The following is a 25,914-nucleotide window of genomic DNA, read 5'->3' on the forward strand; positions in this document are numbered from 1 at the left end:
AAATAAATAGAAGATATTAGAATGGGGGTTAAACTTTGGATAAATTAGAGAAGAAGCTGGAAGAGCTTTCAGAATATTTAAAAACTATTGAGCATTATAGAAATGTAGGAAGTCTTATGTATTGGGACATGACAACAGGAATGCCAGAAAATGCGGCAGAGGGAAGGGCAGAAACTATGTCTTTCATGCAAATGCAAGCACATAATTTATCTGTTTCAAAAGAAATTCATGATTTTATTAAGTTTTTTGAGAAAAATGAAAGTAAATTAGATTTTGTTCAGAAAAGAATGTTACATGAACTTAAAAAGAATTATGAAAAAGAAAAGATATTTCCTGAAGAGTTTATAAAGGAATTTTCTTTAGCGGCATCAAGAGGACAATTAGCTTGGGAAAAGGCTAAGAATGAAGATAATTTTGAAATATTTAAGCCTGATTTAGAAAAAATAGTAGAACTTACAAAGAAATCAATAAAATATAAAGGTTACAAAGATAATAAGTATAATGCCTTACTAGATGATTATGAGCCAGGACTTACTGTTGAAAAATTAGATAAGGTTTTTGATGAGTTAAGAGATGGAATTGTTAGTATATTAAAAAAGATAAATAATAGCAGAACAAAGATTTCTAATGTCTTTGAGGGAAAAGAGTTTCCAAAGAAAAATCAAATAAGATTTTGTCTTGAAATTTTAAAGACTATGGGATTCGATTTCAAATCAGGAAGAATGGATGAAACTGAACATCCATATACCTTAGATATGAGCAATAAGGATGTTAGAATAACTAATCATTATTATTTAAATGATTTTACATCAGCAATGTTTTCAGCAATACATGAAGGTGGACATGGAATATATGAACAAAATATACCGGACTATCTAGAAGGTACTGGATTGAATGTTGCATCATCTATGGCGATTCATGAATCACAATCAAGATTTTATGAAAATATAATAGGAAGAAATAAAGCATTTTGTGGATATTTATATGAAGAAGCTAAAAAAGAATTTCCTAATCAATTTGAAGGTGTTAGTGAAGAAGAATTTTATAATACCATAAATAAAGTAGAACCTTCATTAATAAGAACTGAAGCAGATGAATTAACTTATAGCATTCATGTAATTATAAGATATGAAATAGAAAAATTACTTATAAATGATAAAATTCAAGTTGCTGACTTACCTAGAGTTTGGAATGAAAAGTACAAGGAGTATTTAGGAGTAGAGCCTACAAGTGATAAGGTTGGAGTACTTCAAGATATGCATTGGTCAGATGGATCATTTGGATATTTTCCAAGTTATGCATTAGGAAATCTTTATGGAGCACAAATGCTAAACAAAATGGTTCAAGATGTACCTAATATATATGATGAAATAGCAACTGGAGACTTGTCTTCAGTATATGAATGGTTAAAAGAAAAGGTACATGAATGTGCTAATCTTTATGACCCAAGTGATTTAATAAAGAGAATTACAGGGGAAGAGCTTCAAGCAAAATATTTTATTGAATATTTAGATAAAAAATATAAAGAAATATATAATTATTAATATATAGCTAAATTAATCTCAGAAAAAACTTATTGCAGATAACTTTTTCTGAGATATTTTTATTTTAAAAAATTTACGAATATATTATAAAGTAAGCATTAAGAAATGAGGGGAGAAAATGCATATATACACCTTACATAAATGGCTTCTTTTATTTTATCTATATTGTTTTATAGGATGGATATGGGAGTCGTGTTATGTATCTTTAAAAAAGCATAAGTGGATAAATAGAGGTTTTTTAAAAGGACCATTATTACCTATTTATGGATCAGGAGCTATAGTAGTATTAATTTCAACATTAACAGCTGAGAACAATCTTATATTAGTATTTTTGATAGGAATGATTTCTGCAACAATATTAGAATATATAACTGGGGTAGTAATGGAGAAATTATTTCATGTTAGATACTGGGATTACACTAAAGAGCCTTTTAATATTAATGGGCATATTTGTTTAATATCTTCTTTAACTTGGGGAGTTTTTTCTGTACTTTTAGTTAGATTTGTTAATCCTAATATAGAAAGATTAGTTATAATCATACCTAATGGGATATCAGAAGTAATTTCATATATTATAACTGTTTTTATTACAATTGATGCTGTACAATCATTCAATGAAGCTATGGACTTAAAGAATATTTTAATTAAATTTACTGAAAGAAATAATGCTATTAATAATATAAAGAAAAGAATAGAAATAGTAGAAGTACTTGTTAATGAAGATTTAAAATCTATTCAAGAAAAATTAATTAAAAAAGTAGCCATTAAGCAAGAAAAAGTATTACTTAAGAAGAATACAAGAAAGCGAGCTATTGAAGTAATTATTAGAAAAAATTTAGAATTAAAAGAAGAAGCAATGAAGGGATTTGTTGAAAAGGTATCAAGATATGTTGATAAATTTGATGAGCTATCATCAAAGGTTATAGATGAACCAAGTAAATTAAAGAATGAGTTTTTAGAGTATTTATCAAAGTTAAAATCCCATGAATTAAAAATTAATAATACTGAAAATAAGGTTTATATAAATTCTATAAATATATTAAGAAGAAATCCAAATGCAAGGGCTAAGAAATATGAAGAGGCAATGAGAGAAGTAAAAGATTTAGATAAGGAAGTAAAGGGTAAAGAATAATATGAGAAGTTTAAAATGTCAATAAAACCTATATTTAGACAAAACTAAATAAATTTAGGGTTTAAAAATTACTCATTATTTCCAAGCGGAAATTTAGGATACACAAAATTATTTATAGGCTCTTAGTTTTGTATTGATGCTGAATCATAATTAAATTTATGACTCAGCATTTTAAATGGTTTATTCTTAGGAATTTAATTTATTCTTATTAATTGTGACTATATCACTTTATAATTTCGCTTAAATCCTTTTCTATTTGTATTTTACCTCTGCCCAATTTTAAATATCCTTGTCTTTCTAGGTCTTTAAGCTTTCTACTAACTACTTCTCTTGCAGAGTCTAGTTCAAATGCTAAATCATTGTGAGTCAAATAAATATTTTTAGTTTTTTTATCAATAAGTAATTTAAGTAATCTATTAGTTAATGATTCATGTTTAATTTGCTCTTTGGTATTTATAATTATTTTAAATTTGTTATATAAATCCTTATAGATATATTGTAAAAATAAAGTGTTATGTAATAAGTATTTATTAACTATATCAAATGGAATAACACATATTTTAGAATCTTGAATAGCTTTCCCTATTATGTTTAATGAAGTACAATTCATTAAACAGCTTAATGCTTCATGACACAATTGACCTCGTTCTATATTATAAAGATTAGTCTCTTCACCTTTTTCATTTAGCTTTTGAATTTTTATGTTGCCACTTATAACAAATAAAAAACCAATACATTCATCTTCCCGAGTTGTTAAATATTCACCTGATAAAAGTTCTTTAAAGTTAGCTCTTTCACTTAATATGCCTTTATTAGCGTCATCTATTTGAGATAAAATTGGATATGCTTCATAAAGCTTATTTATAAATTGATTCTTATTATTAATCATATTTTTTTATTTAAATCCTCTCTAGTAATAAATTTTATATTTATTTTCCTTATCTAATATTTTACACCTTTAAGATATATATTATGTGACTTAGTCACATTAAGAAAGGAATTTAATTTATATACTATAAATGAAACTAGTTATTTTTGGGGAGGATTTTATTTTGGAAAAGAAAATTATTAAAAAGAAGGCCTTTGTAGATAAGGAGTACTGTGTTGCTTGTGGAATCTGTGAAAAAGAATGTCCAATTAATGCAATTTCAATTTATAAAGGAATTTTTTCGAAAGTAGATATTGATAAATGTGTAGGTTGTAGTAAATGTGTAAATATATGTCCTGCATCTACAATTGAAATCAAGGAGGTAATATTAAATGAAAAGTAAGATAAGAAAGAAAAAACATTGGTCAGAATATATGTGGATAATTTCAGGACTATATCTAGTTCTTGGACTTTTTAATATTTTATTTGCATGGCTTGGATTACTTTGCTTTTTTATACCATTATTTATTTCTATATTTGGTGGGGGAAAGAAATATTGTAATAGATATTGTGGGAGAGGACAAATGTTAAGCATATTAGGAAATAAATTTAAGCTATCAAGAAATAAGCCAATGCCTAAGTTCTTAAAGCATAAGTATTTTAGATATGGATTTCTTTTATTTTTCTTAACAATGTTTTTAAATATGTTATTTGTTACTTATTTAGTTTTTAAAGATATAAATAGCTTAAAAGAGGTTATAACACTTTTTTGGACCTTTAAGCTTCCATGGAATTTTATTGATTATTCTTACGTAGCTACATGGATTGTTCAATTTGCTTTTGGATTTTATAGTATGATGCTAACATCAACTATTTTAGGGATAATTACTATGATTTTATACAAGCCTAATTCTTGGTGTGTTTATTGTCCAATGGGAACAATGACACAAATAGTTTCAATAATAAAAAGTAAAGAAAGATAAATAAGTATATAATTTCCATGTATAATAAAATATATACAAATAATATTAAATTAAAGGGAGAAATAAATTATGGTATTTCCAACACACATAGTAGCAGCAGGTGCATAGGATGGGATAATGAAACATTTGTACCCACTAAGGTAATATTTGATTTTTTAGCGGTAAAAGTTGAAGGAGAATTAATGGAGAGTGAAGAAAGTATTGAGGTTGGATGGTTTAGTAAAAATGTAGTCTTAGATATGATAAAGGAACCCTGGATAAATGAAAGAGCAAAGGATATGCTAAATTTTAATGGACAAGTGGTTTATAGAGTATATTCATCAAGTCCTTATGAAGTTTATAGAAATGAGTATATTTAATTAGAAGATGAGTTAATTAAATGAAAGTATTAATAAGAATATGATATAATTAAATTTAAATAACAGTATAATCAAAGGAAGTAAACAATGACTAAAAAGATTAACAAGAGATATCCAATGTATTTTGAAGATTTTAAATGCATAGGTGGAAAATGTGAAGATAGTTGCTGTATTGGATGGAATATAGATATAGATAAAGTAACCTTTAAAAGATATTTTAAAGTTCAAGATCCAGAAATGAGGAGAATGTTTCAAAAAAATGTTCAAAATAACGAAAGATGTAGTAGTGAAGATATTGATTATGGAATAGTTAAATTAAAAAGAGATAAAAGATGTCCTTTTTTAGATGAAGAAAATTATTGTGTTATTCATTCAAACTTAGGTGAAGATTATCTTTCAAATGTTTGTACATGCTTTCCAAGAGTAATTAATAAAATAGATGAAATCTACGAAATATCTCTTGATGTGGCATGTCCGGAAGCAGCAAGACTTATTTTATTAAAAGAAGAAGGAATAAAATTTGTTAATAAAGAAGAAGAACTAGGAAAACATATAATATCTGCACAAATAAATACAAATTTAAAAGAAGTAAAAAATACACCTTTAAAATATTTTAAAGAAATAAGGGATTTTTGTATAAAAATTATTCAAGATAGAAGATTTACTATAAGTGAAAGATTATATTCATTAGGTCATTTTGTGGAGCAACTTGAGGAAGAAGTAGAAAATAATAATGATATAATTAAATTTATAGAAAGTTATGATGTTGGTTTATTTGCTAAGGCTTATTCAAATGATGATCTTAATTTATTATTAGGAAATAGCAACATGAACTATATAATACAAATAGACCTATTTAAAAAGATGCTTAAAATATTAAGAGTAGATAAGGATGTTGAAAGTTTTAGATTTAAGGAATATACAAGTAGAATGCTAAATGGCTATGGTTTTTGTGAAGAAGAAAATATCCAATATAAATCAGAATTTTATATAAAAGCTTTTGAAGAGTATAATGAAAAATATTTTGATAAATATAGCTATATCTTAGAAAACTATTTAGTTAATTTTATTTATAATAATATGTTCCCGTTTAATGAGGTTTTATCATTTTTTGATAGTTATATGATGCTTATAATAAGGTTTAGTTTTATAAGATTCTATTTAGTTGGATTATATTTATATAATAAAGAAGAAAGAGATAAGAATATGGTTGAATTGATACAAGTATTTTCAAAAACTATTGAGCATCATAAGAGTTATTTAATAGATTCATTACATTATATTAAGAGAAAAGAATTTGATAATATGGAGTTTGCAAAGACTATTTTATAAGTTTAAGGCTACTAATATTGAGTTATATAAAATCAGTATTGGTAGCTTTTTTATATAAAATATGTAAATAATTTTGTATTATTACAAGAATAAAGACAAATAATAAAAATTGTAAAACATAATAAATTCAGCTATTAAAGAATATAAATTTTAAGGACGTGTACATATGAAAAATATATTTAAAAGGAATAAAATAACACTTCTATTAATAATAATGGGAATAGTAACTATGTCTGTGATATGTTTTAGAATATATATGATGGATAGTTATGATTTAAAAGGGGTTTTTAATGAGGAAGGGAGTGTAGAGAAAATTAATATTATTCCAAAGCCAATGAGTTACAAAAGTAAAGAAGGAAAGTTTACTTTAACAAAAGATAGTGCTATTTATATAAAAGGAAAAAATGATGAAGAAACTGAGCAAATTAAGAGGATTGCAGAGTTTATAAGGGAAAAATTAAATGCATCAACAGGATTTGGTTTGAAAATTATTACAAGTGATAAACCAGTAGATGGAAGTATTTACTTAACAACTATTAATTCAAACGAAGAATTAGGTAATGAAGGATATGAAATAGATACCACTTCAAAAGTCATTAAAATTACAGCTTATAAACCAGAAGGGATATCAAGAGGAGTTCAAACGTTAAGACAATTGTTACCACCAGAAATTGATAGTAATACAGTTGTTGATAATATAGAATGGACTGCACCTGCATCAGTAATAAAAGATAAACCAGAGTATAGTTATAGAGGATTAATGATAGATGTTGCAAGGCATTTTTTTACTGTTGATGAAATTAAGAGGCAAATAGATTTAGCAGCACAATATAAGATAAATAAAGTTCATTTACATTTAAGTGATGACCAAGGATGGCGTCTTGAAATAAAGAAATATCCTGATTTAACACTTATAGGTGGAAGCACTGAAGTTGGTGGAGGACCAGGTGGATACTATACCCAAGAGCAGTTTAAAGATATAGTAAACTTTGCAATGCAAAGATATGTAGAAATAGTTCCAGAGTTTGATATGCCAGGTCATACAAATGCAGCATTAGCTTCTTATGGATTTTTAAATCCAGATGGTAAAAGAGCTCCTTTATATACAGGAACAGAGGTAGGATTTAGTTCTTTTATGGCTCATAGTGAAAAGACTTATGAATTTATAGATGATGTATTTAATGAGGTTTCGCAAATATCTCCATCAAAATATTTTCAAATTGGAGGAGATGAAGCACTTAATACTAAAAAGGAAGATTATGATTATTTTGTAGGAAGAGTAGCTAAAATAGCAGAAAAGTATGGAAAGATATCAATAGGGTGGGATCCAATAGATACTTCTCCTGAAATAAGATCAAGTGTAATACTTCAAAACTGGCAAGATTCAAATGAAGAAGCTGTAAAAAAGAATATGAAAATACTTGTATCAATTGCAAGTAAAGCTTATTTAGATATGAAGTATAATGAGGAAACACCTTATGGACTTAATTGGGCAGGATATATTCCAGTTGATGTAGCATATAAGTGGGATCCAACAGATTATGCACCAAAGAATTTAGTTTTAGGAGTAGAGGCACCATTATGGACAGAAACAATATCAACACAAGATCAAATGGATTATATGATATATCCAAGATTACCAGGGTATGCTGAAATAGGATGGACACCTAAAGAGAATAGAAATTGGGATGAATATAAGGTAAGGTTAGCTTCACAAGAAAAAAGATTAACAAATGAAGGTGTAAATTATTATAAATGGAGAGAACAATAATAAAAGAATAACTTATTTTTATAGAGAAAGTGAATTTACTTTCTCTATAAATTTTAAAACAAAACTCTTGACTTGGAGTTAACTTCAATGTGTAAAATTTAAGTGAAATAGATAATATTTTAAGTATACTTAAGGGAGAGAGGACAATGAAAAAGATTTTATATTTAATGAGATATGGACAAACTTTATTTAATTTAAGAAGAAAAATACAAGGAAGTTGTGATTCACCTTTAACTGAGTTAGGAAGAGAGCAAGCAAAAGTTGCAGGTGAATTTTTAAAAGATATTAAATTTGATAATTATTATAGTTCAACATCAGAACGTAGTTGTGATACATTAGAAATAGTTACTGATTATAAGGTTAAATATACACGATTAAAGGGATTAAAAGAAATGGATTTTGGTGTATTTGAAGGGGAAAGTGAAGATTTAAATCCAAAGACTTCAGGTGGATATGCAACATTTTTTAAAGCTTATGGTGGGGAAACACAAGAAGAAGTAAAACAGCGTTTAAAAAATACATGTATTGAAATTATGGAAAAAGAAGATAATCAAACAGTACTAGCAGTATCACATGCAGGAGCCTGCTATCATTTTTTAAGAAATTGGCATGATGATGAATTTGTAAATACAGAACTTAAAAAGGGATTTCCTAATTGTTGTATTTTTAAGTATGAATATGAGAATAAAGTATTTAATCTTGTTGAAGTTATTAGATTTTAGAATTTATTAATTTATATTCACATTATATATTAAAAAGCGTAAAATAAGGTTATTTTTTTATTGACTTAAAAATAGATATAATAGATAATATTATAAAAGAAATATCTTATTTTAATAAAATAAAATTAAAGATTATGATAAGGAAGAGTAATTTAAGTAATTACTTTTAGAGAGCTAAGGGTAGGTGTAACTTAGTAGTAATACTTTTATGAAGCAGCCTTTGAATCGCTTACTGAGAACTAAGAAATACTCTTAATGTAGGTAAAGACGTATATCCTAACGTTATAAGGAATAGAATATGAATTTGCAACTTAATTTATTGAATAAGGAGTTGTTTCAGAAGTATTCTTACTGAGTGAGTAAAGAGATTTACTTATGAGGGTGGTACCGCGGAATTTTATAGCTTCGTCCCTTTTTTATAGGGGGATGGGGCTTTTTTTATTATAAGGAGGGCTAGTTATGGAAGAAATTTTAGAGATTTTAGAAGAGAATAGTAGATATAGTGATGAGCAAATAGCCGTAATGGCAGGGAAAACTGTAGAGGAAGTTAGAGAAGCTATTAGAGATTACGAAGAAAAAAGCATAATAGCGGGATATACTACTCTTATAAATTGGGAAAATACAGGTAAAGAAACAGTTACTGCTCTTATTGAAGTTAAAATAACACCTCAAAGAGGAGAAGGTTTTGATAAAGTAGCAGAAAGAATATATAATTTTGATCAAGTTAAAGCATGTTATTTAATGTCTTCAGGAGGTTTTGATCTTACTGTTATAGTTGAAGGAAAAACAATGAAGGAAGTTGCTATGTTTGTATCAGAAAAATTAGCAGTACAAGATAATGTAATTGGAACAGCAACACATTTTGTATTAAAGAAATATAAAGATCATGGAACTATATTTAAAGAAAAGAAAAATCCTAACAGGGAGGTAATATTTATATGATGCTAGAAAATATGATTAGAAAAGAAGTTAAGGAAATGCCTCCTTCAGGTATAAGAAAATATTTTGATATAGTAAATGAAATGGAAGGGGTAATATCTTTAGGCGTAGGAGAGCCAGATTTTGTTACACCTTGGAATGTTAGGGAAGCAGGAATATATTCATTAGAGCAAGGGGATACTCATTATTCTTCTAATGCAGGATTTATAGAACTTAGAGAAGAAATTGCTAAGTATTTATATAGAAAATTTGATTTAAAGTATAATCCAAAGGATGAGATTTTAGTTACTGTTGGTGGTAGTGAAGGGATTGATATTGCACTTAGGGCTTTAGTTGGACCTGGAGATGAAGTTATTATTCCAGAGCCAAGTTTTGTTGCATATAAGGGATGTACAGCATTTACTGGAGCTACTTCAAGGGTTATAAATCTTAAGGCAGAAAATGATTTTAAGTTAACAGCACAAGAATTAGAAGAAGCAATTACTGAAAAAACAAAAGTAGTTATTATACCATTTCCTAATAATCCAACAGGAGCAATAATGACAAGAGAAGAATTAGCTCCACTTGTTGAAGTATTAAAGGACAAGGATATAATTGTTATTTCAGATGAAATATATGCAGAGTTATCTTATGATAAACCACATGTATCTATAGCAAGCTTTCCTGAGATTAAGGAAAAGACCCTTGTTATAAATGGTTTCTCTAAGTCTTATGCTATGACAGGGTGGAGATTAGGTTATGTATGTGGGCATCCAATACTTTTAGATGCTATGAAGAAGATTCATCAATATGCAATAATGTGTTCACCAACAACAGCGCAATTTGCAGCAATTGAAGCCTTAAAGAATGGTGATGAAAGTGTTACTAAGATGGTTAAGGAATATAATAGAAGAAGAAGAGTTCTTGTTGATGGATTTAGAAAGCTTGGACTAGATTGCTTTGAACCCCTTGGAGCTTTCTATGTATTCCCATGTATTAAATCTACTGGAATGACATCATATGAGTTCTGTGAAAAACTTTTATTAAAGGAAAAGGTACTAGCAGTGCCAGGAAATGCTTTTGGTGAATGTGGGGAAGGATTTATTAGAGCGTGTTATGCATCTTCTATGGAAAACATAATAGAGGCACTTAAGAGAATTGAAAAATTCTTAGATGAAGAAGTGAATAATAAATAAGCTTATATAGAGTGTTTATAATAAAAATATAAACTAAATAAAATCTCCATAAGTTATTAGTAGTATCGTAGTAATCATAACTATTCCATCCCATGGGTGGAGTTTGAGCAAATAAATTTTTATTCATAATTTCCTCCTTGAAGCATAATATAGTAATTTATTAGTTTAAATAGAAAAAAATGAAAATTATATATCCTAATTATAATATTAATGAATGAATAATCAACAATTATTTTTGAATTATTATATTAAATAATAAAAATACAACAAATAATATAAGCACCTTCGGGGTTAATTCAATATTTAGGTTAATCTTGGAGTTGTTTACATTATTTGGATTGACCTCGGAGGTGAAATTTTATTATAATTATTAATATTAATTATGATAGGAGAATAGAAAGATGGCTACAATAGTAGATGTTGCAAAGCTAGCAGGTGTTACTCCAACTACTGTATCACGTGTAATTAACAATAGAGGGTATATTAGTGAAAAAACTAGAAATAAGGTTAATGAAGCAATGGATCAGTTAGGCTATCAACCTAATGAAATAGCTCGTTCGTTAACAAAGCAAAAAAGTAACACCATAGGTGTAATAGTTCCACATATATCTCATCCATATTTTGCAAAGCTAATCAGTAATTTAGAAAATGAAGCAGCTAAAAGTGGTTATAAGATAATTTTATGCAATAGTAAGGAAAAGGCTGAAAAAGAAAAACAGTACTTGGATATGTGCAAAAGCAATAGAGTGGCAGGAATAATTTTATGTAGTGGTAATGTTGAATCAAATAAAATTAATACTGGCAATATTCCAGTAGTTTTATTAGAGAAAAACTTTGAAGAGGGTAAGCTAGGGATTCAATGTGATAATTATCAAGGAGGAAAGATTGCAACAGAGCATTTAATAGATTGTGGTTGTAAAAGATTATTACATTTTAGTGGAGTAATTGATGAAGATATGCCTGCAGATAATAGAGAAAAAGCATTTATAGATATATGCAATGAAAAGAATGTTGAGTACTTTATTAGAAAATACGATATAAATACATATAATGAAATGAATTATTATGAATATATAAAAGATACACTTAACGAAATGAAAAATATTGATGGGATATTTGCTAGTAGTGATTTAATTGCAGCACAGGTTATTCAAGTTTGTAATGAATTAAATATTAGAATTCCAAGTGATGTTAAGTTAGTTGGATTTGATGATGTTGAAATAGCTAAATTAACAACACCAACTATAACAACTATACATCAGCCAATTAAGGAAATGGCTAAATTAGCAATTGAATTGATAGATAGTAAATATAAGAATATAGAAGTAAATGAGCAAACCATATTACCTATAGAATTAGTTGTTAGGAATAGTACAAAATAATTTTGAGCAATAAATAAAAAATATATTTATAAACTAAGTGAAGTGACTACTGTCAAGTAGACAGGGTAAATAATATAAAATTAAGCTGTTAAGGTGTGGCTTCTATATTTAATAGGAGTCATACCTTTTAGCTTCTTTTGTAATCTTTTTATATTGTAAAATTTAATATATTTGTCTATAGCTTGTTCAAGTTCTTCGGAAGTAGAAAACTTTCTTAGATAATACATTTCAGATTTTAAGGTCCCACAAAAGCCTCCATAGGATCGTTATCAATGCACCTACCAACCCTAGACATACTCTGTGTTGAATTAGTTGCATTTAGTTTATACTTAAATGTTTTAGATGTATATTGAAATCCGCGATCACTATGAAATAGTGGCGTTGCGGTAGGATTAGCTTCAATGGCTTTATCTAAGGTATCAAAAACCAATTTATTATTATTAGATTTACCTAATACATGAGAAATAATACTGTTATCACCAAGATTTAGCATTGCACTTAAATAAGCTTTATTTCCATTAGTTAATTTAAAATCAGTAACACCTGTTAGCCATTTTTCATTTGCTCTATCAGCTACAAATTCTCTATTTAATATATTTTCAGCTGTAATCTGCGGAGCACTTTGAATGTATCGTTTCTTTTTTCGTCTAATAACAGCAGCAAGTTTTACAGATTTCATAAGTCTGTATATACGTTTATGATTATAGTTTGAGGTTAATATTCTATAATATGATCCCCTTTTTTATTAAGAGATTTATATGTTTTATGACATTTATTATACTTATTTATACATTGCTTGATAATACTTGTGCTAGAAATACTGTATTTTAAACATATATCTGCTAATGACCATATTCCATTAATAATAGTTTTATTATTTTAACTGTCTACTATAAGTGGAACATATTATTAATGATACGGATTATTTTTATAAAGTTACTATATAAAAAGTATAGAAAATTTAATAATATGCGTTATAGTAAGTTATTTTCTTGATTGTAAATGATATAGAATTTACTTTATCTAAAGAATAAAGTTAGTAGAGTCTCTATAAATAATAGATGTTTTGACATAGGTTATAGAAAATGGAGAATCAACATTTTTAATTCTATTAAGAAGTATTTTAGCTGCAGATTTACCCATTTCAAAACTTTCTATTGATACTGTTGTAAGTTTAGGGGCTATGATTTTTGATTCCATACAATCGTCAAAACCACAAACAATAACGTCTTTAGGTATAGAATAATTTAATTCTTTTAATGCATTTATTAATGTGATTGCTATAAAATCATTTGCGCAAATAAATGCTTGAGGGAATGAAGGCAACTTTTTTAGTTTTTCGATTAACCATGAGGAATTTCCATAAGGATTTTTATCGTTTTCTAAAATTGAATTATCCAATGTAAAAGGTATTCTATGATCTAATAAGGCAGTTATGTATCCTTGCCAACGTTCATAAAAGCTTTGACAGTGAGTATTATCCCCTATAAATCCGATATTTGTAATATTATTATTTAGTAAGTCTGTTGTAAGAGTATATACACTTGAGAAGTTTTCCATCAAAATTATATCAGCGGCTAAGTTAGTATTATCCTTGATTGGGGAGCAATCTACAAAAAGTGTAGGTAAGTTTAAAGAACAAATAAGGTTACTATAAGCTCTATCAAACATTTCTATGCAAAGTATCCCATCGACTAAATCTGGATTGAAGCTATTAGGTAATGTTAAGTTTTGAAGTTCATAATCTCTTATTAAATATATAGAAAGTTTAATTCCGTAAGAGCTCATTTTTTTTTCAAATCCAGATAAAAAGTTACTTCCAAAGTGAGAGCCTGTTGGCATATTGCTTGTAAACAATGCTATTTCTTTATTTTTTAAATATTCCTTAGATGAAGAATTTGTTTGTATATATGAAAATTGTTTGTAGCCCATTTCTATAGCTGTTTGTATGACTTTGTTTTTAGTTTCTTCTGAAATAACTCCTGTATTATTAAGAGCTTTAGAAACTGTATTTCTAGATATATTTAATTTATCTGCAATATCCTGAAGTCTTATTTTTTTGTTTTCCATCTTTAATAAACTCCTTTAATGTAAATTAATTATTCCTAAGTTTAATGCTTGTATAAATATTATAGCATAAATAAAGAAAAAGTAGAATGATAATTTGTTTATTTATGTTACAAATGTAAAATAAAATATGGATAAAAAGTAATAAAAATATATTTAAATGTAACAAAAAATGTTGACAGCATAGAAAAACAATGGTAACATTTAGTTGTAACTAGGAGAAAATGTTTACATATTGTGCAAATGTAAAAAAACTATTTTGAGTTTGTAAATGATTTTAGGGAGGGTGGATTTGTATTGAGTGAGATTGGAAATAGTATTAAAGTTACAAATGAAAAAATTAAAAAAGTAAATAAAATTAAGAAAACAAAAGGGAACTTTAAGAAGAAGTTAGGGTATATGAGAAAAAATTATCAATTGTATTTATTCTTTATGTTACCACCGCTATTATTATTGATTATATTTAAGTATATTCCAATTGGGGGTATATTAATGGCCTTTGAGGATTATAGTCCAATTCAAGGTCTTTTAGGTAGTGAGTGGGTTGGATTTAAACATTTTGCTAGATTTTTATCATCACCAGATTTCATGAATTTATTAATGAATACTCTTAAATTAAGTGTATTTGGGTTATTGTGGGGATTTCCTATACCTATTATATTAGCAATATTAATATCGAGAGTTAAAAGTGAAAGGATAAGAAAAAATATACAGCTTATAATTTATGCACCAAACTTTATTTCGGTAATAGTTATATCAGGTATGATAATTATATTTTTATCACCAGTAGGGCCAATTAATCAATTATTTGGAACAACAATTAATTTTATGGCAAAGCCTGAGGCCTTTAGAACTATTTATATTGCAAGTGGAATATGGCAAGGAGCAGGATGGGCTTCGATAATATATACAGCTGCATTGTCAAATGCAAGCAAAGAACTTACAGAAGCAGCAATTATAGATGGAGCTAATATTTTTCAACAAATATGGAATGTTGATATACCTGCAATAAAACCTATAATGGTAATTCAATTTATATTATCTGCAGGAAGTATTATGAGTATAGGTTTTGAAAAAGCATTGGCACTTCAAAATAATTTAAATTTACCGGCCTCAGAAATATTACCAACATATGTGTATAAAATGGGGTTACAAATGGGAGATTATAGTTTTTCAACAGCAGTAGGGTTATTTAATGCCATAATTAATGTAATATTACTAATTATAGTTAATACAGCTGCAAATAAATTAAGTAAGGATGATGAAGAAGTACAAGGATTATAGGAGGTTAATAAGATGAAAAAGAAAAGAAAGTCAAGTCTATCTGTATCAGATAAACTAATAATGGGTAGTGGTTATGTTTTATTAGCGATGTTTGTACTTCTAATTATTATACCATTAATATATGTAGTAGTAGCTTCATTTATGGATCCTACAGTTCTTAATAATGAGGGAATTAGTTTTAATTTTAGTAAATGGTCATTAGAAGGATATAATAGAGTTTTTCAAGATGATATGATTTTAAGAGGATTTATAAATTCTATCTTTTACTCTATATCATTTGCTGTTATATCTGTTGTAGCTACACTTTTTGCGGCATATCCGCTTTCAAAGCAAGAGTTTGTAGGAAGAAAATTTATCAATATGCTTTATGTTATAACAATGTTTATTGGTGGTGGATTAATGCCAACATATCTTTTAATGGACAAGTTACATCTATTAAATACACCTTGGGCAATAATATTGCCAGGTGCAATAAATGTATGGAATATAATGTTGGCTAAAACTTATTTTAGAAGTTTACCAAAAGAACTAAGAGAAGCATCGTCAATAGATGGTGCTAGTGAAATAACTAATTTCTTTAAGATTGTTTTACCTGTATGTAAACCAATAATAGCTGTATTGATGTTGTACCAATTTGTAGGTCAATGGAATAGTTATTTTGATGCAATGATTTATTTAGATGATGCATCATTACAACCGTTACAATTAGTAATTAGGTCAATACTTATTCAAAACACACCAGCAACAGGTATGATTGCTGATATACAAAGTACAGCAGAAATGGCTAAAATAGCTGAATTATTAAAATATTCAACAATAGTTATTTCTAGTTTACCATTATTAATAATGTATCCATTTTTCCAAAAATATTTTGATAAGGGAATTATGATAGGTTCAGTAAAAGGATAATAGAAAAGGAGATGTTTTTATGAGAAAACCATTAATTAAAGGAATTTTAAGTTTAACTATGGCAACAATGATGTCTATAACAATGATATCATGTGGGAGTAAAACAAAGGATAATGAAAGTGTAACTATTAAGGATGTTTCATTTCCTTTAGAAGAAACAGTAACATTAAAAATGTTAACTCATGCACCTGCAATATCAGAACAAGATCCAAGTAAGAGAGCTATATTTCAGAGATTAGAAGAAGAAACAAATGTTAAAGTTGATTGGACATGTTATGTTGATGATCAGTTTGGTGATAAAAAGAATTTAGCATTATCTAAAAAGGAAACACTACCGGATTTAGTATTCGATGCAGATATGAGTAATTATGATTTACTTCGTTATGCAAAGCAGGGTATTATCACTCCTGTAGAAGATTTAATAGATGAATATATGCCAAATCTTTCAGGAATATTAGAGAAAAATCCAGATTATAGAAAGATGATTACTGCACCAGATGGACATATATATTCTTTTCCATGGATAGAAGAATTAGGTACAGGAAAAGAAGCTATTCAATCTGTGTCTAATATTCCTTATATAAATAAAAAATGGTTAGATCAATTGGGATTAGAGGTTCCAGATACTATAGAAGAATTAGAGAATGCGTTAAAGGCATTTAAAGAAAATATACCAGATTCTATTCCTATGTCATTTATTTTAAATAATGGGGGTGAAGATCCAAGTGTATTATTAGGTGCTTTTGGATATGGAGATAATGGTGATCACTATATAGTAACTAATGATAAAGAAGTTATATACTCAACAGTTCAAGAAGATTATAAAGAGGGAGTTGAGTGGCTACACAGTTTACAAGAGGCTGGTCTTATAGATGCAGAGGCATTTACACAAGATTGGTCAACATATGTAAATAAAGGGAAAAATAATAAATATGGTTTATTTTTCTCTTGGGATAGTGCAAATATAGTATCTAACGTTGAAGATTATGTTCCACTTCCAGCATTATCTGGGCCAGATGGACAAAAAAATATTACTAGATGGAATTCATATGGATTTCAAGTTGGTAGATCTGTTATAACAACTGCAAATAAAAATTTAGAGTTAACAGCAAAATGGGTGGATAAATTATATGAACCACTTCAATCAATTCAAGATAATTGGGGAACTTATGGAGAAGAAAATAAACAAAATATATTTGAGTTAAAAGAAGATGGAACATTGGCTCATTTAGATTTAGAAGGAGCTTCACCTTGGGAAACAAGAGCTAATCAATATGTAGGTGGGCCACTAGCAGTTCTTAATGAATATTATGGAGTTTATACAACATGCCCAGAAGATGCACAAAGTAGATTAGATATTTTACATTCAAATTATGTAGATTACATGAATGCAGATTACATTTATCCATTAGTATTTATGTCTATTGAAGATACAGAATCATTAACTCAATATGAAACTGCTATAAGAGGATATACAGATCGTAAAAGGGCTGAATGGATACTTAATGGTGGAATTGAAGAAGAATGGGATTCATATTTAGGAGAGATGGAAAAGTTAGGATTATCTAAGGCTTTAGAAATTAAACAAAAATATTTTGATGAATATTATAAATAATTAGGGCAATAGGGGATATATTGAAAGTTAAATATGATTATGAAGTTAATATATCCTCTACAATGTTCTAGCAGTATGGGAGAAGTGTTTATGGAAAATAAATCGATTTTAGAAAGAGCAAGAAAATATGAAGATAATAATATAAAAAATATATTGAAAGAAGAAAAGCAAGAATTTCACTTATGTGCACCTATAGGATGGATAAATGATCCAAATGGGTTTTCGACTTTCAAAGGAGAGTATCATCTGTTTTATCAATATCATCCATATGGAACATATTGGGGACCGATGCATTGGGGACATAGTAAGTCAAAAGATTTTATTAAGTGGGAACAGTTACCTATTGCTATTGCACCAGATGAAAAGTATGATGAGTCAGGATGCTTTTCGGGGAGTGCAGTAGAAGCTGATGGGAAGCATATACTTATGTATACTGGAGTATTAGAAAAGGTAGATAATAGTGGAAGTAAAATTGTTAGGCAAACTCAATGTATAGCAGTTGGAGATGGAATAAATTATGAAAAGTTAGATTGCAATCCAGTAATAACTCATGAACAATTACCAGAAGGAAGTAGCAAAGAAGATTTTAGAGATCCAAAGATTTGGAAAGAAGGTGAATGGTTTTACTCAGTCATTGCAAGTAGAGCTGCTGATAATAGTGGACAAATACTTATGTATAAATCAAAGGATTTAAAAGTATGGAAATTAGTAACTGTACTTGATAAGAGTGAAAATAAGATAGGAACTATGTGGGAATGTCCAGATTTTTTTGAACTTGATAAAGAACATGTTCTTATAATTTCACCAATGGAGGTTAGAGCTAATGAAAAAGGATATCATAATGGACATAACTCCATTTTTATAACAGGAAATTATAATAAAGAAAATAATGTTTTTGAAAGAAGGACAGAAGAACTTATAGATGGAGGATTAGACTTTTATGCACCACAAACTTTAGAAACTAAAGATGGAAGGCGTATAATGATAGGATGGATGCAAACTTGGGAAAATAAAATAGTTCCAGATGAGTTTAAATGGTGTGGAATGATGACTATACCAAGAGAGCTTAATTTAAGGGAGGGAATGGTTATTCAAGCCCCTGTTAGGGAGTTAAGCAATTATCATAAAAATACTATTAAATATGAAAATATTGAAGTACAAGATGAAATATCTTTAGAGGGAATAAGTGGTAGAATATTAGATTTAACATTAGAGATTGATGCAAAAGACAGTAAGGAGTTTATAATAAGGTTGGCAAAAGATGATGAACATGAAACTTTAATAAATTATAATCCAATTCATAATTTACTTACTTTTGACAGAAGTTATTCTGGAAAACTTAAAAATATGATTCATAAAAGAGATATGAGAATTAAAGGTTCAGAAAGTAAAATTAAGCTTAGAATTGTATTAGATAGATATTCAGCAGAGATATTTATTAATGATGGTCAGCAAACAATGACATCAACATTTTATACACCATTAGATGCTCAAAATATTACTTTTGAGTCAAATGGAAAATCAATTATTAATGTTGAAAAGCACGATATAGTTCTTTAATTTAGTAGTGAAAGTGGTGAGTTTATTATGAAAAATGTTATATGCCCTGGTGAGGTACTTATAGATTTTGTAGCATTGGATGTAGGGAAAAGTTTAAAAGAAACAAATAAATTTATAAAAAAAGCTGGTGGAGCACCTGCTAATGTTTCAGCAGCTATTTCTAAGCTAGGAGCAAAAGCATACTTTTGTGGAACAGTAGGAAATGATGCATTTGGTGAATTTTTAGAAGATACATTAAAAAAGAATAATGTAAATACAGATCTTATGTTTAAGTTAAAAAATAATACTACATTTGCATTTGTTTCATTAATGGAAGATGGTGAAAGAGATTTTGAATTTTCAAGAGATGCTGATGAGTGTTTGACATTTGATATGATAAAAGATAAATTGGAAAAATTTGATTTGTACCATTTTGGAAGTGCCACCGCATTTCTTGGAGGAAGTCTAAGAGATACCTATTATAAATTAAAAGAATACGCAAAAGAGAATAATAAATTAATATCCTTTGATGCAAATTATAGAAAGAGTTTATTTGGAAATGCTAAGAGTGAGTTTATTAAGTGTTGTAAGGAGTTTATTCAAGATAGCAATATAGTTAAACTAAGTGAGGAAGAGGCTCAATTAATTAGTGGAATAGATGATATTAAAGAAGCAAGTCAATATATAGTAGGGCTAGGTTGTGAGAATCTTATTGTAACATTAGGAAAGAGAGGATCACTTTTAACAAATAAAGAAAAGCAAGTGTTAATTCCAACTAAGGAGTTAAAGATGAAAGATGCAACAGGAGCTGGTGATGCTTTTATGGGAGCAGTTCTTGCACAAGTCCTTAATGAACCAGAAAGAGATATTGAGGAAATTGTTAAACTTTCAAATATAGTAGGAGGGATAACAACAACTAAAATAGGAGCACTTGATTCAATTCCAACATGGGATGAAGTTTTCAAATATATTGAGAAAATAAATGAATAGATGTTAACTTAATGTGAAGTACTTTTTATATACATAGTTAGATGGAATTAAGTACTTCATTTTTTATTATTTAAATATTATTGATTAGAGAAATTAATTTTGGAAAAAGGATGATTAATATGAAATATAAGATTTTATTGACTATATTAAGTATTACTATATTATGTGGTTGCAGTAATTTTGCAGAGATAAACAATGATAACGAAAGTATATCAATATTTCCTAAAAGGGAAGAAAGTTGGGTTGGAGATCCTATGCCATATTACGATGAAGAAAAGTTTAATATATTTTACTTAGAGGATTTAAGAGATGGTGATGTTGGATTTCATCCATGGAGCTTATTTACAACTAATAATTTTTATGAATATGATGATATAGGAGAGGTAATACCATATTCTAAAAATACTCAAGATCAAGATTTGGCATTAGGAACAGGTTCTGTTATAAAAGATAATAATGGCTTATATCATGCGTTTTATACAGGACATAATCCTAATAAGATGCCAAAAGAGGCTATTATGCATGCTACAAGCGAAGATAAGATAAATTGGACTAAAATACCTGAAGATACATTTTTTGCGTCAGAACAATATAGTAGTGATGATTTTAGGGATCCATATGTAATTTATAATGAAGATTATAATGAATATTGGATGTTAATAACTACAAGAAAAGATAATGTTGGAGTAATAGCACTATATACATCTGATGATTTAAAAATATGGGAAGATCAAGGTGTGTTTTTTACAAATGATATGGGAACAGATTCTAACTTAGAATGTCCAACGTTAATTAAATATGGAGGGTATTGGTATCTTTCTTTTTCGGACCAATGGCCAAATCGAGTAACGCATTATAGAATTGCAAGTGATTCAAAAGGAGAATTTAATATTCCTAAAATGGATCATTTTGATGGAAAAGGATTTTATGCTGGTAGAATGGAAAAGGACTCTGAGAATTTATATATATTTGGATGGACACCTACAAAGGAGATGTATAGTGATTCAGAGAATTATGACTGGGCAGGCAATTTAGTTGTCCATCAACTTATGCAAGGTAAAAATGGAGAATTATATCCAGTGCCAATATATAATGTTGTAGAAAAGATAAAAAAGGATACTAAGATAAATTTAATAGAACATAGCGAAACTGTAATTAAAAATAATGATACTTATAAATTTGCTGGTGAGGAGTATGAGTTTGCGAAATTTGATTCAATTGATGGTATAAATAAGATTACAGGTAAGATAAATTTAAATTCAGATAGCGGTAAATTTGGATTTATGTTTGATGTTGATGAAAATAATCTTGGAAGTTTGAATATTGTATTCGATATAAAAAAACAAGAGATTCAATTTTATAATACATTAACTAACAATATATCAAATTTAGAAGCGCAATCGAATATTCCTTTTAAGTTTAATGATAAAAGTTCAATAGATTTTACTATTTTAATTGATGATAGTGTTGTGGTTATTTATGTAAATGATGAAGTTGTATTAAGTAATAGAATGTTTTTAGCTCAAGGGTCACAATGGGGAGTGTTTTCAATTGACAATGACGTTATATTTGAAAACATAAAACTAAGTAAATAAACGAGGGTGATATGATATTTAAAAGCAGTTCCTTAATAGTAGAGCAAGTTCTTTATATCTACTCTCCCTATCTATATATTTAAACTTAATATAATGTTAATGAACTAACCTGGCAGTATGAAGCTAAGATATAAAGCAAAGAAGCATTTTTATTTCGAAAAATGCTTCTTTTTCGTATATATTAAAGTGTGTATAATGATATATCGCCATCATCATTTATATATTTAATTGTTGATTTACTAGTATTTAAATCAACATTTAAAGTACAATATTTATCATCTTTTCTCCACGTTAATATGATTTCATCATCATTTGAAGATTCAACTGTAAAATCACCATCAAATGCAGGATAATCATTTCTAAAGTCAATTAATTTAAGTAATCTTTGAACTACATCTTGATTATATGATTTATCAATTTCAGATAAAGTAAAGTTATGTCTATTAATTTCACGACCTTCTCCAGTACGAGTAACATTTTCAACATCGTTCTCACCAGCTAATAATCCAACATAATATACCTGTGGAATACCAGGAGCAAAGAATTGAATTGCTCTTGCAGTTAAGTATGCATCATCATTACATCCTAAAACAGAGTAATAAGAACATCTTATTTGATGAACATCAAATCCATCTGGGCTTTTATGAGCATCAGAATGAACTAAGCTTAAGTTTGCGCCATGATCTAAGCAATGGTTAACAATTTTTCTAGCATCATTTGTTGATACTAAATCATCTAAATCTGGTTTTACAGGAATTCCATCATGACAATCTAACATTGTAAATTGATTATGGGGTCTATCCTTTAAGTATTCTGTAATTTGAGAGCTAGATTTATTAACTATTGTGCTAAGAATCATATATGGAAGTATAAAGTCATAAATATAGTTACCATACTTAGCTAGCTTAAATTGAGTAGTATAATGAGCATGAACTTCAGGAAGTAAGTCAATATTAAGAGATTTAGCTAAATCAGATATCCAATCTAAGAATTTATATATTTCAGGTTCAACAAAGAAGCAGCTAGTACCAAGTTTCTTTATTACATATCCTACAGCATCCAGTCTTACAATTTTAACATTATTTTTATGGAAGTTTTCAAAGAATTCTTTTAATAATGATCTAACTGATTCAGAATTTATATCAAGATCAATTTGTTCAGATGGAGTTTCTTTACCGAAAGTAGTCCAAACAGAAACTTCTTGTCCTTGTATATTGAATGTAGAGTATGGAACTTGTCTACGTAAGAACATTTTATTAATATCTTCTTGAACTGGTTTTCCATCACTCCAAATTTTATCTAAAGTAATGAATAGATCAGCATACTTTGATTCTTTTCCGTTCTTTAAAAAATCTTGAAAGAATACTGAGTTTTTAGAAATATGATTAACCATTAAATCAAGAAGAACATCATGGTTTTCACCTATTTTACGAATATCTTCCCATGTACCAAATTGAGGTTCTATTTCTAAATAAGTAAGAGGTGCAAAACCTCTATCCCCTGATGATGGAAATGGAGGAAGTATGTGAATACCACCTTTAAATGTATTTGGAAAATATTTTGTAAGTACATTATCTAATGTTTTTAAGTCTCCACCAAGGGAATCAGGATAAGTTATAAGTTGAACTTTATTTTTAACTGCCATTTTAATATCTCCTCTTAATTAACTATATATTATAAAGTGTTTTTAATTCTTCTATAGAAGGTAGTTCTGCAATAGCACCTAAATGTTTTAGCTTAAAGGCACTTGTTGCAAAGCCAATATTTAAAGCTTCTTTTAAAGTGTAATTACTAGTCATGGCTGTATAGAAACCACCCCAGAAAGCATCTCCAGCACCAGTTGTATCTACGACTTCAGTAGCCAAAGTTTTAAATTTAATAGTTTCAGTACCATTAGAAACTATTGCACCATCTTTTCCTAAAGTCATTATTACAAGTTTTGCACCACATTGAATAAACTTTTTTACATGATTTTCAGGGGTATCAGCACCAAAAATTCTTTCTGCATCAACTTCTGAAGGTTTTATTATATCTACTTTACCTATAAGACTTTTTATATACTCTATTCCATCGTGTCCTTCTTCCCAAATCATTTCATGATAGTTAGGATCAAAGCCTATAAGGATATCATTTTTTCTAGCCTCTTTAATAACTTTTTCAATCATTTTTCTTGATTTTGCTTGAGAAATAGGCCAACAAGAAAAATGAACTATTTTGCTATTTTTTAATGTTGAATCTATTTCAGAAGTATATTCCAAGTTGTAATCTGCACTACGATAGAAAATAGGTAGTGGAGTTTCTTTACTTTTAGTTACAAGAACCATACTTGTAGAATTATTAACTCTATTAATTAATTTAGTATTAATATTATTTTTCTTTAAGTTATTAACTAAGAAATCACCTAGTCCGTCATTTCCTACACATGAAGTTATAACTGGGTTACCACCAAGTCTTTTTATATTCATAGTTATATTTGCTGGTGAACCACCAAAAAATCTTGAGTATTTATTACAAGTAAAATTAGTATCATAATCATCAGAAATCATATCTACTAATAATTCTCCAATTGTAAATACATCATTAGTTGTATCATGAAATTGTATATTATTACTAAAGTTAAACATTGTTGCCTCCTAATGGTTTTCTATAACTAGAGTATAAATATAAAAAATACTTGTGTCAAGCGATTGACATAAATAAGTTCAATAAAAGTAAGAGTACAATATTTATCTTATTTAAACATTGGTGTTGTAATTAAAGTAATAAATTAGGAGTGAATCATTTATTAGAAAATATCCAAAAAAATATTTAGAAATATTAAATTTAAAATATAAAAGGCATATTATGATTAATTAATATAACTCATAATATGCCTTTTCTTAATTATCTTACATATGAGGATTGAAGAAAGAATTGAGTGTTTTTATAGTTATAAGTCAACTTTGAAACATTAAAAGATACACCAGATGGCAAATATATTTGTTCTAATACAACCATTGCTGGATCTCCGGGTTCTAAATTTAATATACTAGCAAGATTATCATCTAATTTCTCTAAGTGCAAATATCTATCAGAAAAACCAGGGTTTAAATTTAATGCTGTTTTTAAATATTCAAAAATAGACCCTTTTGCGATTTCTTCAGTAAGATATGGTACTATACTTTTTTTATAATAAGCCTCTTCATAACACATTATTTCATCATTTATATATCTTATTCTTTTAACAAGATAAGCATCATCATCAACATCACATTCTATCAATTTTGCAATTTCTTCATCAGCACGTATAAGATCAAATTCTAAAACCTTTGATGTTATATTAAATTCTTTTAAAGAAGTAGTAAAGCCTTGAGTTATATTCAAATCTATGTAACCACTACGATTTCTTCTTCTAACAAATATTCCACTTCCTTGAAGTTGATATACAAGACCTTTAGATACTAAAGACTCTATAGCTTTAACAATAGTACTTTTACTTACTTTATATTCGGCAGCAAGAGTTTCTACTGTAGGTAATTTAGTTCCTTGTGGAAGGTCATTACTATAAATATTATTTTCTATTTCATTTGCAATTATTTGATATTTTAGCATTTTTACTCCCTTTATTACATTAACATATTTATAAGTTAAGTATAGCATAAAGAAAATATGAAGGAAAATATAGAAAATGTTTTCAAAAAAATGTTGACAAATTATACTGGTATAATT

24 protein-coding genes and 1 other annotated feature are annotated in these 25,914 nt (G+C 27.8%); of the genes, 17 read left to right on the forward strand and 7 right to left on the reverse strand.

The window, feature by feature from the left end; all coding sequences use genetic code 11:
• The first annotated feature begins 35 nt into the window (after positions 1 to 35).
• Together Q0Y03_RS03905 and Q0Y03_RS03910 are read left to right on the forward strand one after the other, a co-directional pair.
• Entirely contained in the window at positions 36 to 1,544 is a 1,509-nt protein-coding gene (locus Q0Y03_RS03905) for a carboxypeptidase M32 (protein ID WP_297712514.1), read from the forward strand.
• 118 nt (positions 1,545 to 1,662) lie between these two features.
• The gene (locus Q0Y03_RS03910) at positions 1,663 to 2,676 is read left to right on the forward strand and encodes a putative ABC transporter permease (protein ID WP_297712515.1); all 1,014 of its coding nucleotides are present in this window, start codon (positions 1,663 to 1,665) and stop codon (positions 2,674 to 2,676) included.
• A 223-nt stretch (positions 2,677 to 2,899) separates the two neighbouring features.
• Here Q0Y03_RS03910 and Q0Y03_RS03915 read toward each other — a convergent pair whose 3' ends face one another.
• On the reverse strand, positions 2,900 to 3,565 hold the full coding sequence (locus Q0Y03_RS03915) for a Crp/Fnr family transcriptional regulator (RefSeq protein ID WP_294141139.1): 666 nt from the start codon (positions 3,563 to 3,565) through the stop codon (positions 2,900 to 2,902).
• Positions 3,566 to 3,728: 163 nt separating this feature from the next.
• Between Q0Y03_RS03915 and Q0Y03_RS03920 the strand changes: the two genes are divergently transcribed.
• The 9 genes from Q0Y03_RS03920 to Q0Y03_RS03960 all read left to right on the forward strand — a co-directional run bounded on the left by Q0Y03_RS03920 (position 3,729) and on the right by Q0Y03_RS03960 (position 12,207).
• A complete protein-coding gene (locus Q0Y03_RS03920) occupies positions 3,729 to 3,947 on the forward strand; it encodes a 4Fe-4S binding protein (protein ID WP_294141141.1) in 219 nt (72 codons plus the stop codon).
• Complete coding sequence (locus tag Q0Y03_RS03925) at positions 3,937 to 4,527, forward strand: 4Fe-4S binding protein (RefSeq protein WP_297712516.1); 591 nt, start codon at positions 3,937 to 3,939, stop codon at positions 4,525 to 4,527. The genes Q0Y03_RS03920 and Q0Y03_RS03925 overlap by 11 nt, the downstream gene beginning before the upstream one ends.
• 17 nt (positions 4,528 to 4,544) lie before the next feature.
• Entirely contained in the window at positions 4,545 to 4,886 is a 342-nt protein-coding gene (locus Q0Y03_RS03930) for a hypothetical protein (protein WP_297712517.1), read from the forward strand.
• Positions 4,887 to 4,973: 87 nt separating this feature from the next.
• The gene (gene fliB / locus Q0Y03_RS03935) at positions 4,974 to 6,218 is read left to right on the forward strand and encodes a flagellin lysine-N-methylase (RefSeq protein WP_297712518.1); all 1,245 of its coding nucleotides are present in this window, start codon (positions 4,974 to 4,976) and stop codon (positions 6,216 to 6,218) included.
• A gap of 166 nt (positions 6,219 to 6,384) precedes the next feature.
• Positions 6,385 to 7,989, forward strand: coding sequence for a family 20 glycosylhydrolase (locus Q0Y03_RS03940; RefSeq protein WP_297712519.1), 1,605 nt, complete (start codon positions 6,385 to 6,387; stop codon positions 7,987 to 7,989).
• Between the two features lie 146 nt (positions 7,990 to 8,135).
• Positions 8,136 to 8,711 carry a histidine phosphatase family protein gene (locus Q0Y03_RS03945; RefSeq protein WP_297712520.1) on the forward strand — a complete coding sequence of 192 codons (576 nt, stop codon included), beginning with the start codon at positions 8,136 to 8,138 and terminating at the stop codon, positions 8,709 to 8,711.
• Positions 8,712 to 8,836: 125 nt separating this feature from the next.
• Positions 8,837 to 9,127, forward strand: a binding site (T-box leader).
• A 43-nt stretch (positions 9,128 to 9,170) separates the two neighbouring features.
• Positions 9,171 to 9,653 (forward strand): Lrp/AsnC family transcriptional regulator, encoded by a 483-nt coding sequence (locus Q0Y03_RS03950; RefSeq protein WP_297712521.1) that lies wholly within the window; start codon positions 9,171 to 9,173, stop codon positions 9,651 to 9,653.
• The gene (locus Q0Y03_RS03955) at positions 9,650 to 10,825 is read left to right on the forward strand and encodes an aminotransferase class I/II-fold pyridoxal phosphate-dependent enzyme (RefSeq protein WP_297712522.1); all 1,176 of its coding nucleotides are present in this window, start codon (positions 9,650 to 9,652) and stop codon (positions 10,823 to 10,825) included. Before Q0Y03_RS03950 ends, Q0Y03_RS03955 begins: the two co-directional genes overlap by 4 nt.
• Before the next feature lie 401 nt (positions 10,826 to 11,226).
• The gene (locus Q0Y03_RS03960) at positions 11,227 to 12,207 is read left to right on the forward strand and encodes a LacI family DNA-binding transcriptional regulator (protein WP_297712523.1); all 981 of its coding nucleotides are present in this window, start codon (positions 11,227 to 11,229) and stop codon (positions 12,205 to 12,207) included.
• An 80-nt stretch (positions 12,208 to 12,287) separates the two neighbouring features.
• Here the strand turns inward: Q0Y03_RS03960 and Q0Y03_RS15500 are convergent, their stop codons facing one another.
• The 3 genes from Q0Y03_RS15500 to Q0Y03_RS03970 all read right to left on the reverse strand — a co-directional run bounded on the left by Q0Y03_RS15500 (position 12,288) and on the right by Q0Y03_RS03970 (position 14,277).
• On the reverse strand, positions 12,288 to 12,434 hold the full coding sequence (locus tag Q0Y03_RS15500; protein ID WP_363318707.1) for an IS3 family transposase: 147 nt from the start codon (positions 12,432 to 12,434) through the stop codon (positions 12,288 to 12,290).
• Between the two features lie 8 nt (positions 12,435 to 12,442).
• Positions 12,443 to 12,886, reverse strand: coding sequence for a DDE-type integrase/transposase/recombinase (locus Q0Y03_RS03965; RefSeq protein ID WP_297712525.1), 444 nt, complete (start codon positions 12,884 to 12,886; stop codon positions 12,443 to 12,445).
• A gap of 344 nt (positions 12,887 to 13,230) precedes the next feature.
• Positions 13,231 to 14,277 carry a LacI family DNA-binding transcriptional regulator gene (locus Q0Y03_RS03970; protein ID WP_297712526.1) on the reverse strand — a complete coding sequence of 349 codons (1,047 nt, stop codon included), beginning with the start codon at positions 14,275 to 14,277 and terminating at the stop codon, positions 13,231 to 13,233.
• A 396-nt stretch (positions 14,278 to 14,673) separates the two neighbouring features.
• Between Q0Y03_RS03970 and Q0Y03_RS03975 the strand changes: the two genes are divergently transcribed.
• From Q0Y03_RS03975 to Q0Y03_RS04000, 6 genes are all read left to right on the forward strand, one after another.
• Entirely contained in the window at positions 14,674 to 15,558 is an 885-nt protein-coding gene (locus Q0Y03_RS03975; protein WP_297712594.1) for an ABC transporter permease subunit, read from the forward strand.
• 12 nt (positions 15,559 to 15,570) lie between these two features.
• Complete coding sequence (locus Q0Y03_RS03980; protein ID WP_297712527.1) at positions 15,571 to 16,467, forward strand: carbohydrate ABC transporter permease; 897 nt, start codon at positions 15,571 to 15,573, stop codon at positions 16,465 to 16,467.
• A gap of 19 nt (positions 16,468 to 16,486) precedes the next feature.
• Positions 16,487 to 18,082, forward strand: a complete 1,596-nt coding sequence (locus tag Q0Y03_RS03985; RefSeq protein ID WP_297712528.1) for an extracellular solute-binding protein — start codon at positions 16,487 to 16,489, stop codon at positions 18,080 to 18,082.
• A gap of 90 nt (positions 18,083 to 18,172) precedes the next feature.
• Positions 18,173 to 19,642 carry a glycoside hydrolase family 32 protein gene (locus Q0Y03_RS03990; RefSeq protein ID WP_297712529.1) on the forward strand — a complete coding sequence of 490 codons (1,470 nt, stop codon included), beginning with the start codon at positions 18,173 to 18,175 and terminating at the stop codon, positions 19,640 to 19,642.
• 27 nt (positions 19,643 to 19,669) lie between these two features.
• Positions 19,670 to 20,611 carry a carbohydrate kinase gene (locus Q0Y03_RS03995; RefSeq protein ID WP_297712530.1) on the forward strand — a complete coding sequence of 314 codons (942 nt, stop codon included), beginning with the start codon at positions 19,670 to 19,672 and terminating at the stop codon, positions 20,609 to 20,611.
• Positions 20,612 to 20,730: 119 nt separating this feature from the next.
• Positions 20,731 to 22,206 (forward strand): glycoside hydrolase family 32 protein, encoded by a 1,476-nt coding sequence (locus Q0Y03_RS04000; protein ID WP_297712531.1) that lies wholly within the window; start codon positions 20,731 to 20,733, stop codon positions 22,204 to 22,206.
• A 181-nt stretch (positions 22,207 to 22,387) separates the two neighbouring features.
• On the opposite strand, the gene gtfA is transcribed toward Q0Y03_RS04000, so the two are convergent.
• From gtfA to Q0Y03_RS04015, 3 genes are all read right to left on the reverse strand, one after another.
• A complete protein-coding gene (gtfA, locus tag Q0Y03_RS04005) occupies positions 22,388 to 23,851 on the reverse strand; it encodes a sucrose phosphorylase (protein ID WP_297712532.1) in 1,464 nt (487 codons plus the stop codon).
• Between the two features lie 22 nt (positions 23,852 to 23,873).
• Entirely contained in the window at positions 23,874 to 24,830 is a 957-nt protein-coding gene (locus Q0Y03_RS04010) for a carbohydrate kinase (protein ID WP_297712533.1), read from the reverse strand.
• A gap of 259 nt (positions 24,831 to 25,089) precedes the next feature.
• A complete protein-coding gene (locus Q0Y03_RS04015; RefSeq protein WP_297712534.1) occupies positions 25,090 to 25,797 on the reverse strand; it encodes a GntR family transcriptional regulator in 708 nt (235 codons plus the stop codon).
• Between the last annotated feature and the right edge of the window lie 117 nt (positions 25,798 to 25,914).

The sequence above is a fragment of the Clostridium sp. genome (assembly GCF_026168755.1).
Classification (GTDB): Bacteria; Bacillota; Clostridia; order Clostridiales; family Clostridiaceae; genus Clostridium.

What these genes read in the sequence shown, in the direction of transcription:
- Q0Y03_RS03910 (WP_297712515.1), top strand. Translation starts at nt 1,663, where the DNA reads ATGCATATATACACCTTACATAAATGGCTTCTTTTATTTTATCTATAT.
- Q0Y03_RS03915 (WP_294141139.1), bottom strand. Translation starts at nt 3,565, where the DNA reads ATGATTAATAATAAGAATCAATTTATAAATAAGCTTTATGAAGCATAT.
- Q0Y03_RS03925 (WP_297712516.1), top strand. Translation starts at nt 3,937, where the DNA reads ATGAAAAGTAAGATAAGAAAGAAAAAACATTGGTCAGAATATATGTGG.
- Q0Y03_RS03930 (WP_297712517.1), top strand. Translation starts at nt 4,545, where the DNA reads ATGTATAATAAAATATATACAAATAATATTAAATTAAAGGGAGAAATA.
- fliB (WP_297712518.1), top strand. Translation starts at nt 4,974, where the DNA reads ATGACTAAAAAGATTAACAAGAGATATCCAATGTATTTTGAAGATTTT.
- Q0Y03_RS03940 (WP_297712519.1), top strand. Translation starts at nt 6,385, where the DNA reads ATGAAAAATATATTTAAAAGGAATAAAATAACACTTCTATTAATAATA.
- Q0Y03_RS03945 (WP_297712520.1), top strand. Translation starts at nt 8,136, where the DNA reads ATGAAAAAGATTTTATATTTAATGAGATATGGACAAACTTTATTTAAT.
- Q0Y03_RS03950 (WP_297712521.1), top strand. Translation starts at nt 9,171, where the DNA reads ATGGAAGAAATTTTAGAGATTTTAGAAGAGAATAGTAGATATAGTGAT.
- Q0Y03_RS03955 (WP_297712522.1), top strand. Translation starts at nt 9,650, where the DNA reads ATGATGCTAGAAAATATGATTAGAAAAGAAGTTAAGGAAATGCCTCCT.
- Q0Y03_RS03960 (WP_297712523.1), top strand. Translation starts at nt 11,227, where the DNA reads ATGGCTACAATAGTAGATGTTGCAAAGCTAGCAGGTGTTACTCCAACT.
- Q0Y03_RS15500 (WP_363318707.1), bottom strand. Translation starts at nt 12,434, where the DNA reads ATGTATTATCTAAGAAAGTTTTCTACTTCCGAAGAACTTGAACAAGCT.
- Q0Y03_RS03965 (WP_297712525.1), bottom strand. Translation starts at nt 12,886, where the DNA reads ATGAAATCTGTAAAACTTGCTGCTGTTATTAGACGAAAAAAGAAACGA.
- Q0Y03_RS03970 (WP_297712526.1), bottom strand. Translation starts at nt 14,277, where the DNA reads ATGGAAAACAAAAAAATAAGACTTCAGGATATTGCAGATAAATTAAAT.
- Q0Y03_RS03975 (WP_297712594.1), top strand. Translation starts at nt 14,674, where the DNA reads ATGAGAAAAAATTATCAATTGTATTTATTCTTTATGTTACCACCGCTA.
- Q0Y03_RS03980 (WP_297712527.1), top strand. Translation starts at nt 15,571, where the DNA reads ATGAAAAAGAAAAGAAAGTCAAGTCTATCTGTATCAGATAAACTAATA.
- Q0Y03_RS03985 (WP_297712528.1), top strand. Translation starts at nt 16,487, where the DNA reads ATGAGAAAACCATTAATTAAAGGAATTTTAAGTTTAACTATGGCAACA.
- Q0Y03_RS03990 (WP_297712529.1), top strand. Translation starts at nt 18,173, where the DNA reads ATGGAAAATAAATCGATTTTAGAAAGAGCAAGAAAATATGAAGATAAT.
- Q0Y03_RS03995 (WP_297712530.1), top strand. Translation starts at nt 19,670, where the DNA reads ATGAAAAATGTTATATGCCCTGGTGAGGTACTTATAGATTTTGTAGCA.
- Q0Y03_RS04000 (WP_297712531.1), top strand. Translation starts at nt 20,731, where the DNA reads ATGAAATATAAGATTTTATTGACTATATTAAGTATTACTATATTATGT.
- gtfA (WP_297712532.1), bottom strand. Translation starts at nt 23,851, where the DNA reads ATGGCAGTTAAAAATAAAGTTCAACTTATAACTTATCCTGATTCCCTT.
- Q0Y03_RS04010 (WP_297712533.1), bottom strand. Translation starts at nt 24,830, where the DNA reads ATGTTTAACTTTAGTAATAATATACAATTTCATGATACAACTAATGAT.
- Q0Y03_RS04015 (WP_297712534.1), bottom strand. Translation starts at nt 25,797, where the DNA reads ATGCTAAAATATCAAATAATTGCAAATGAAATAGAAAATAATATTTAT.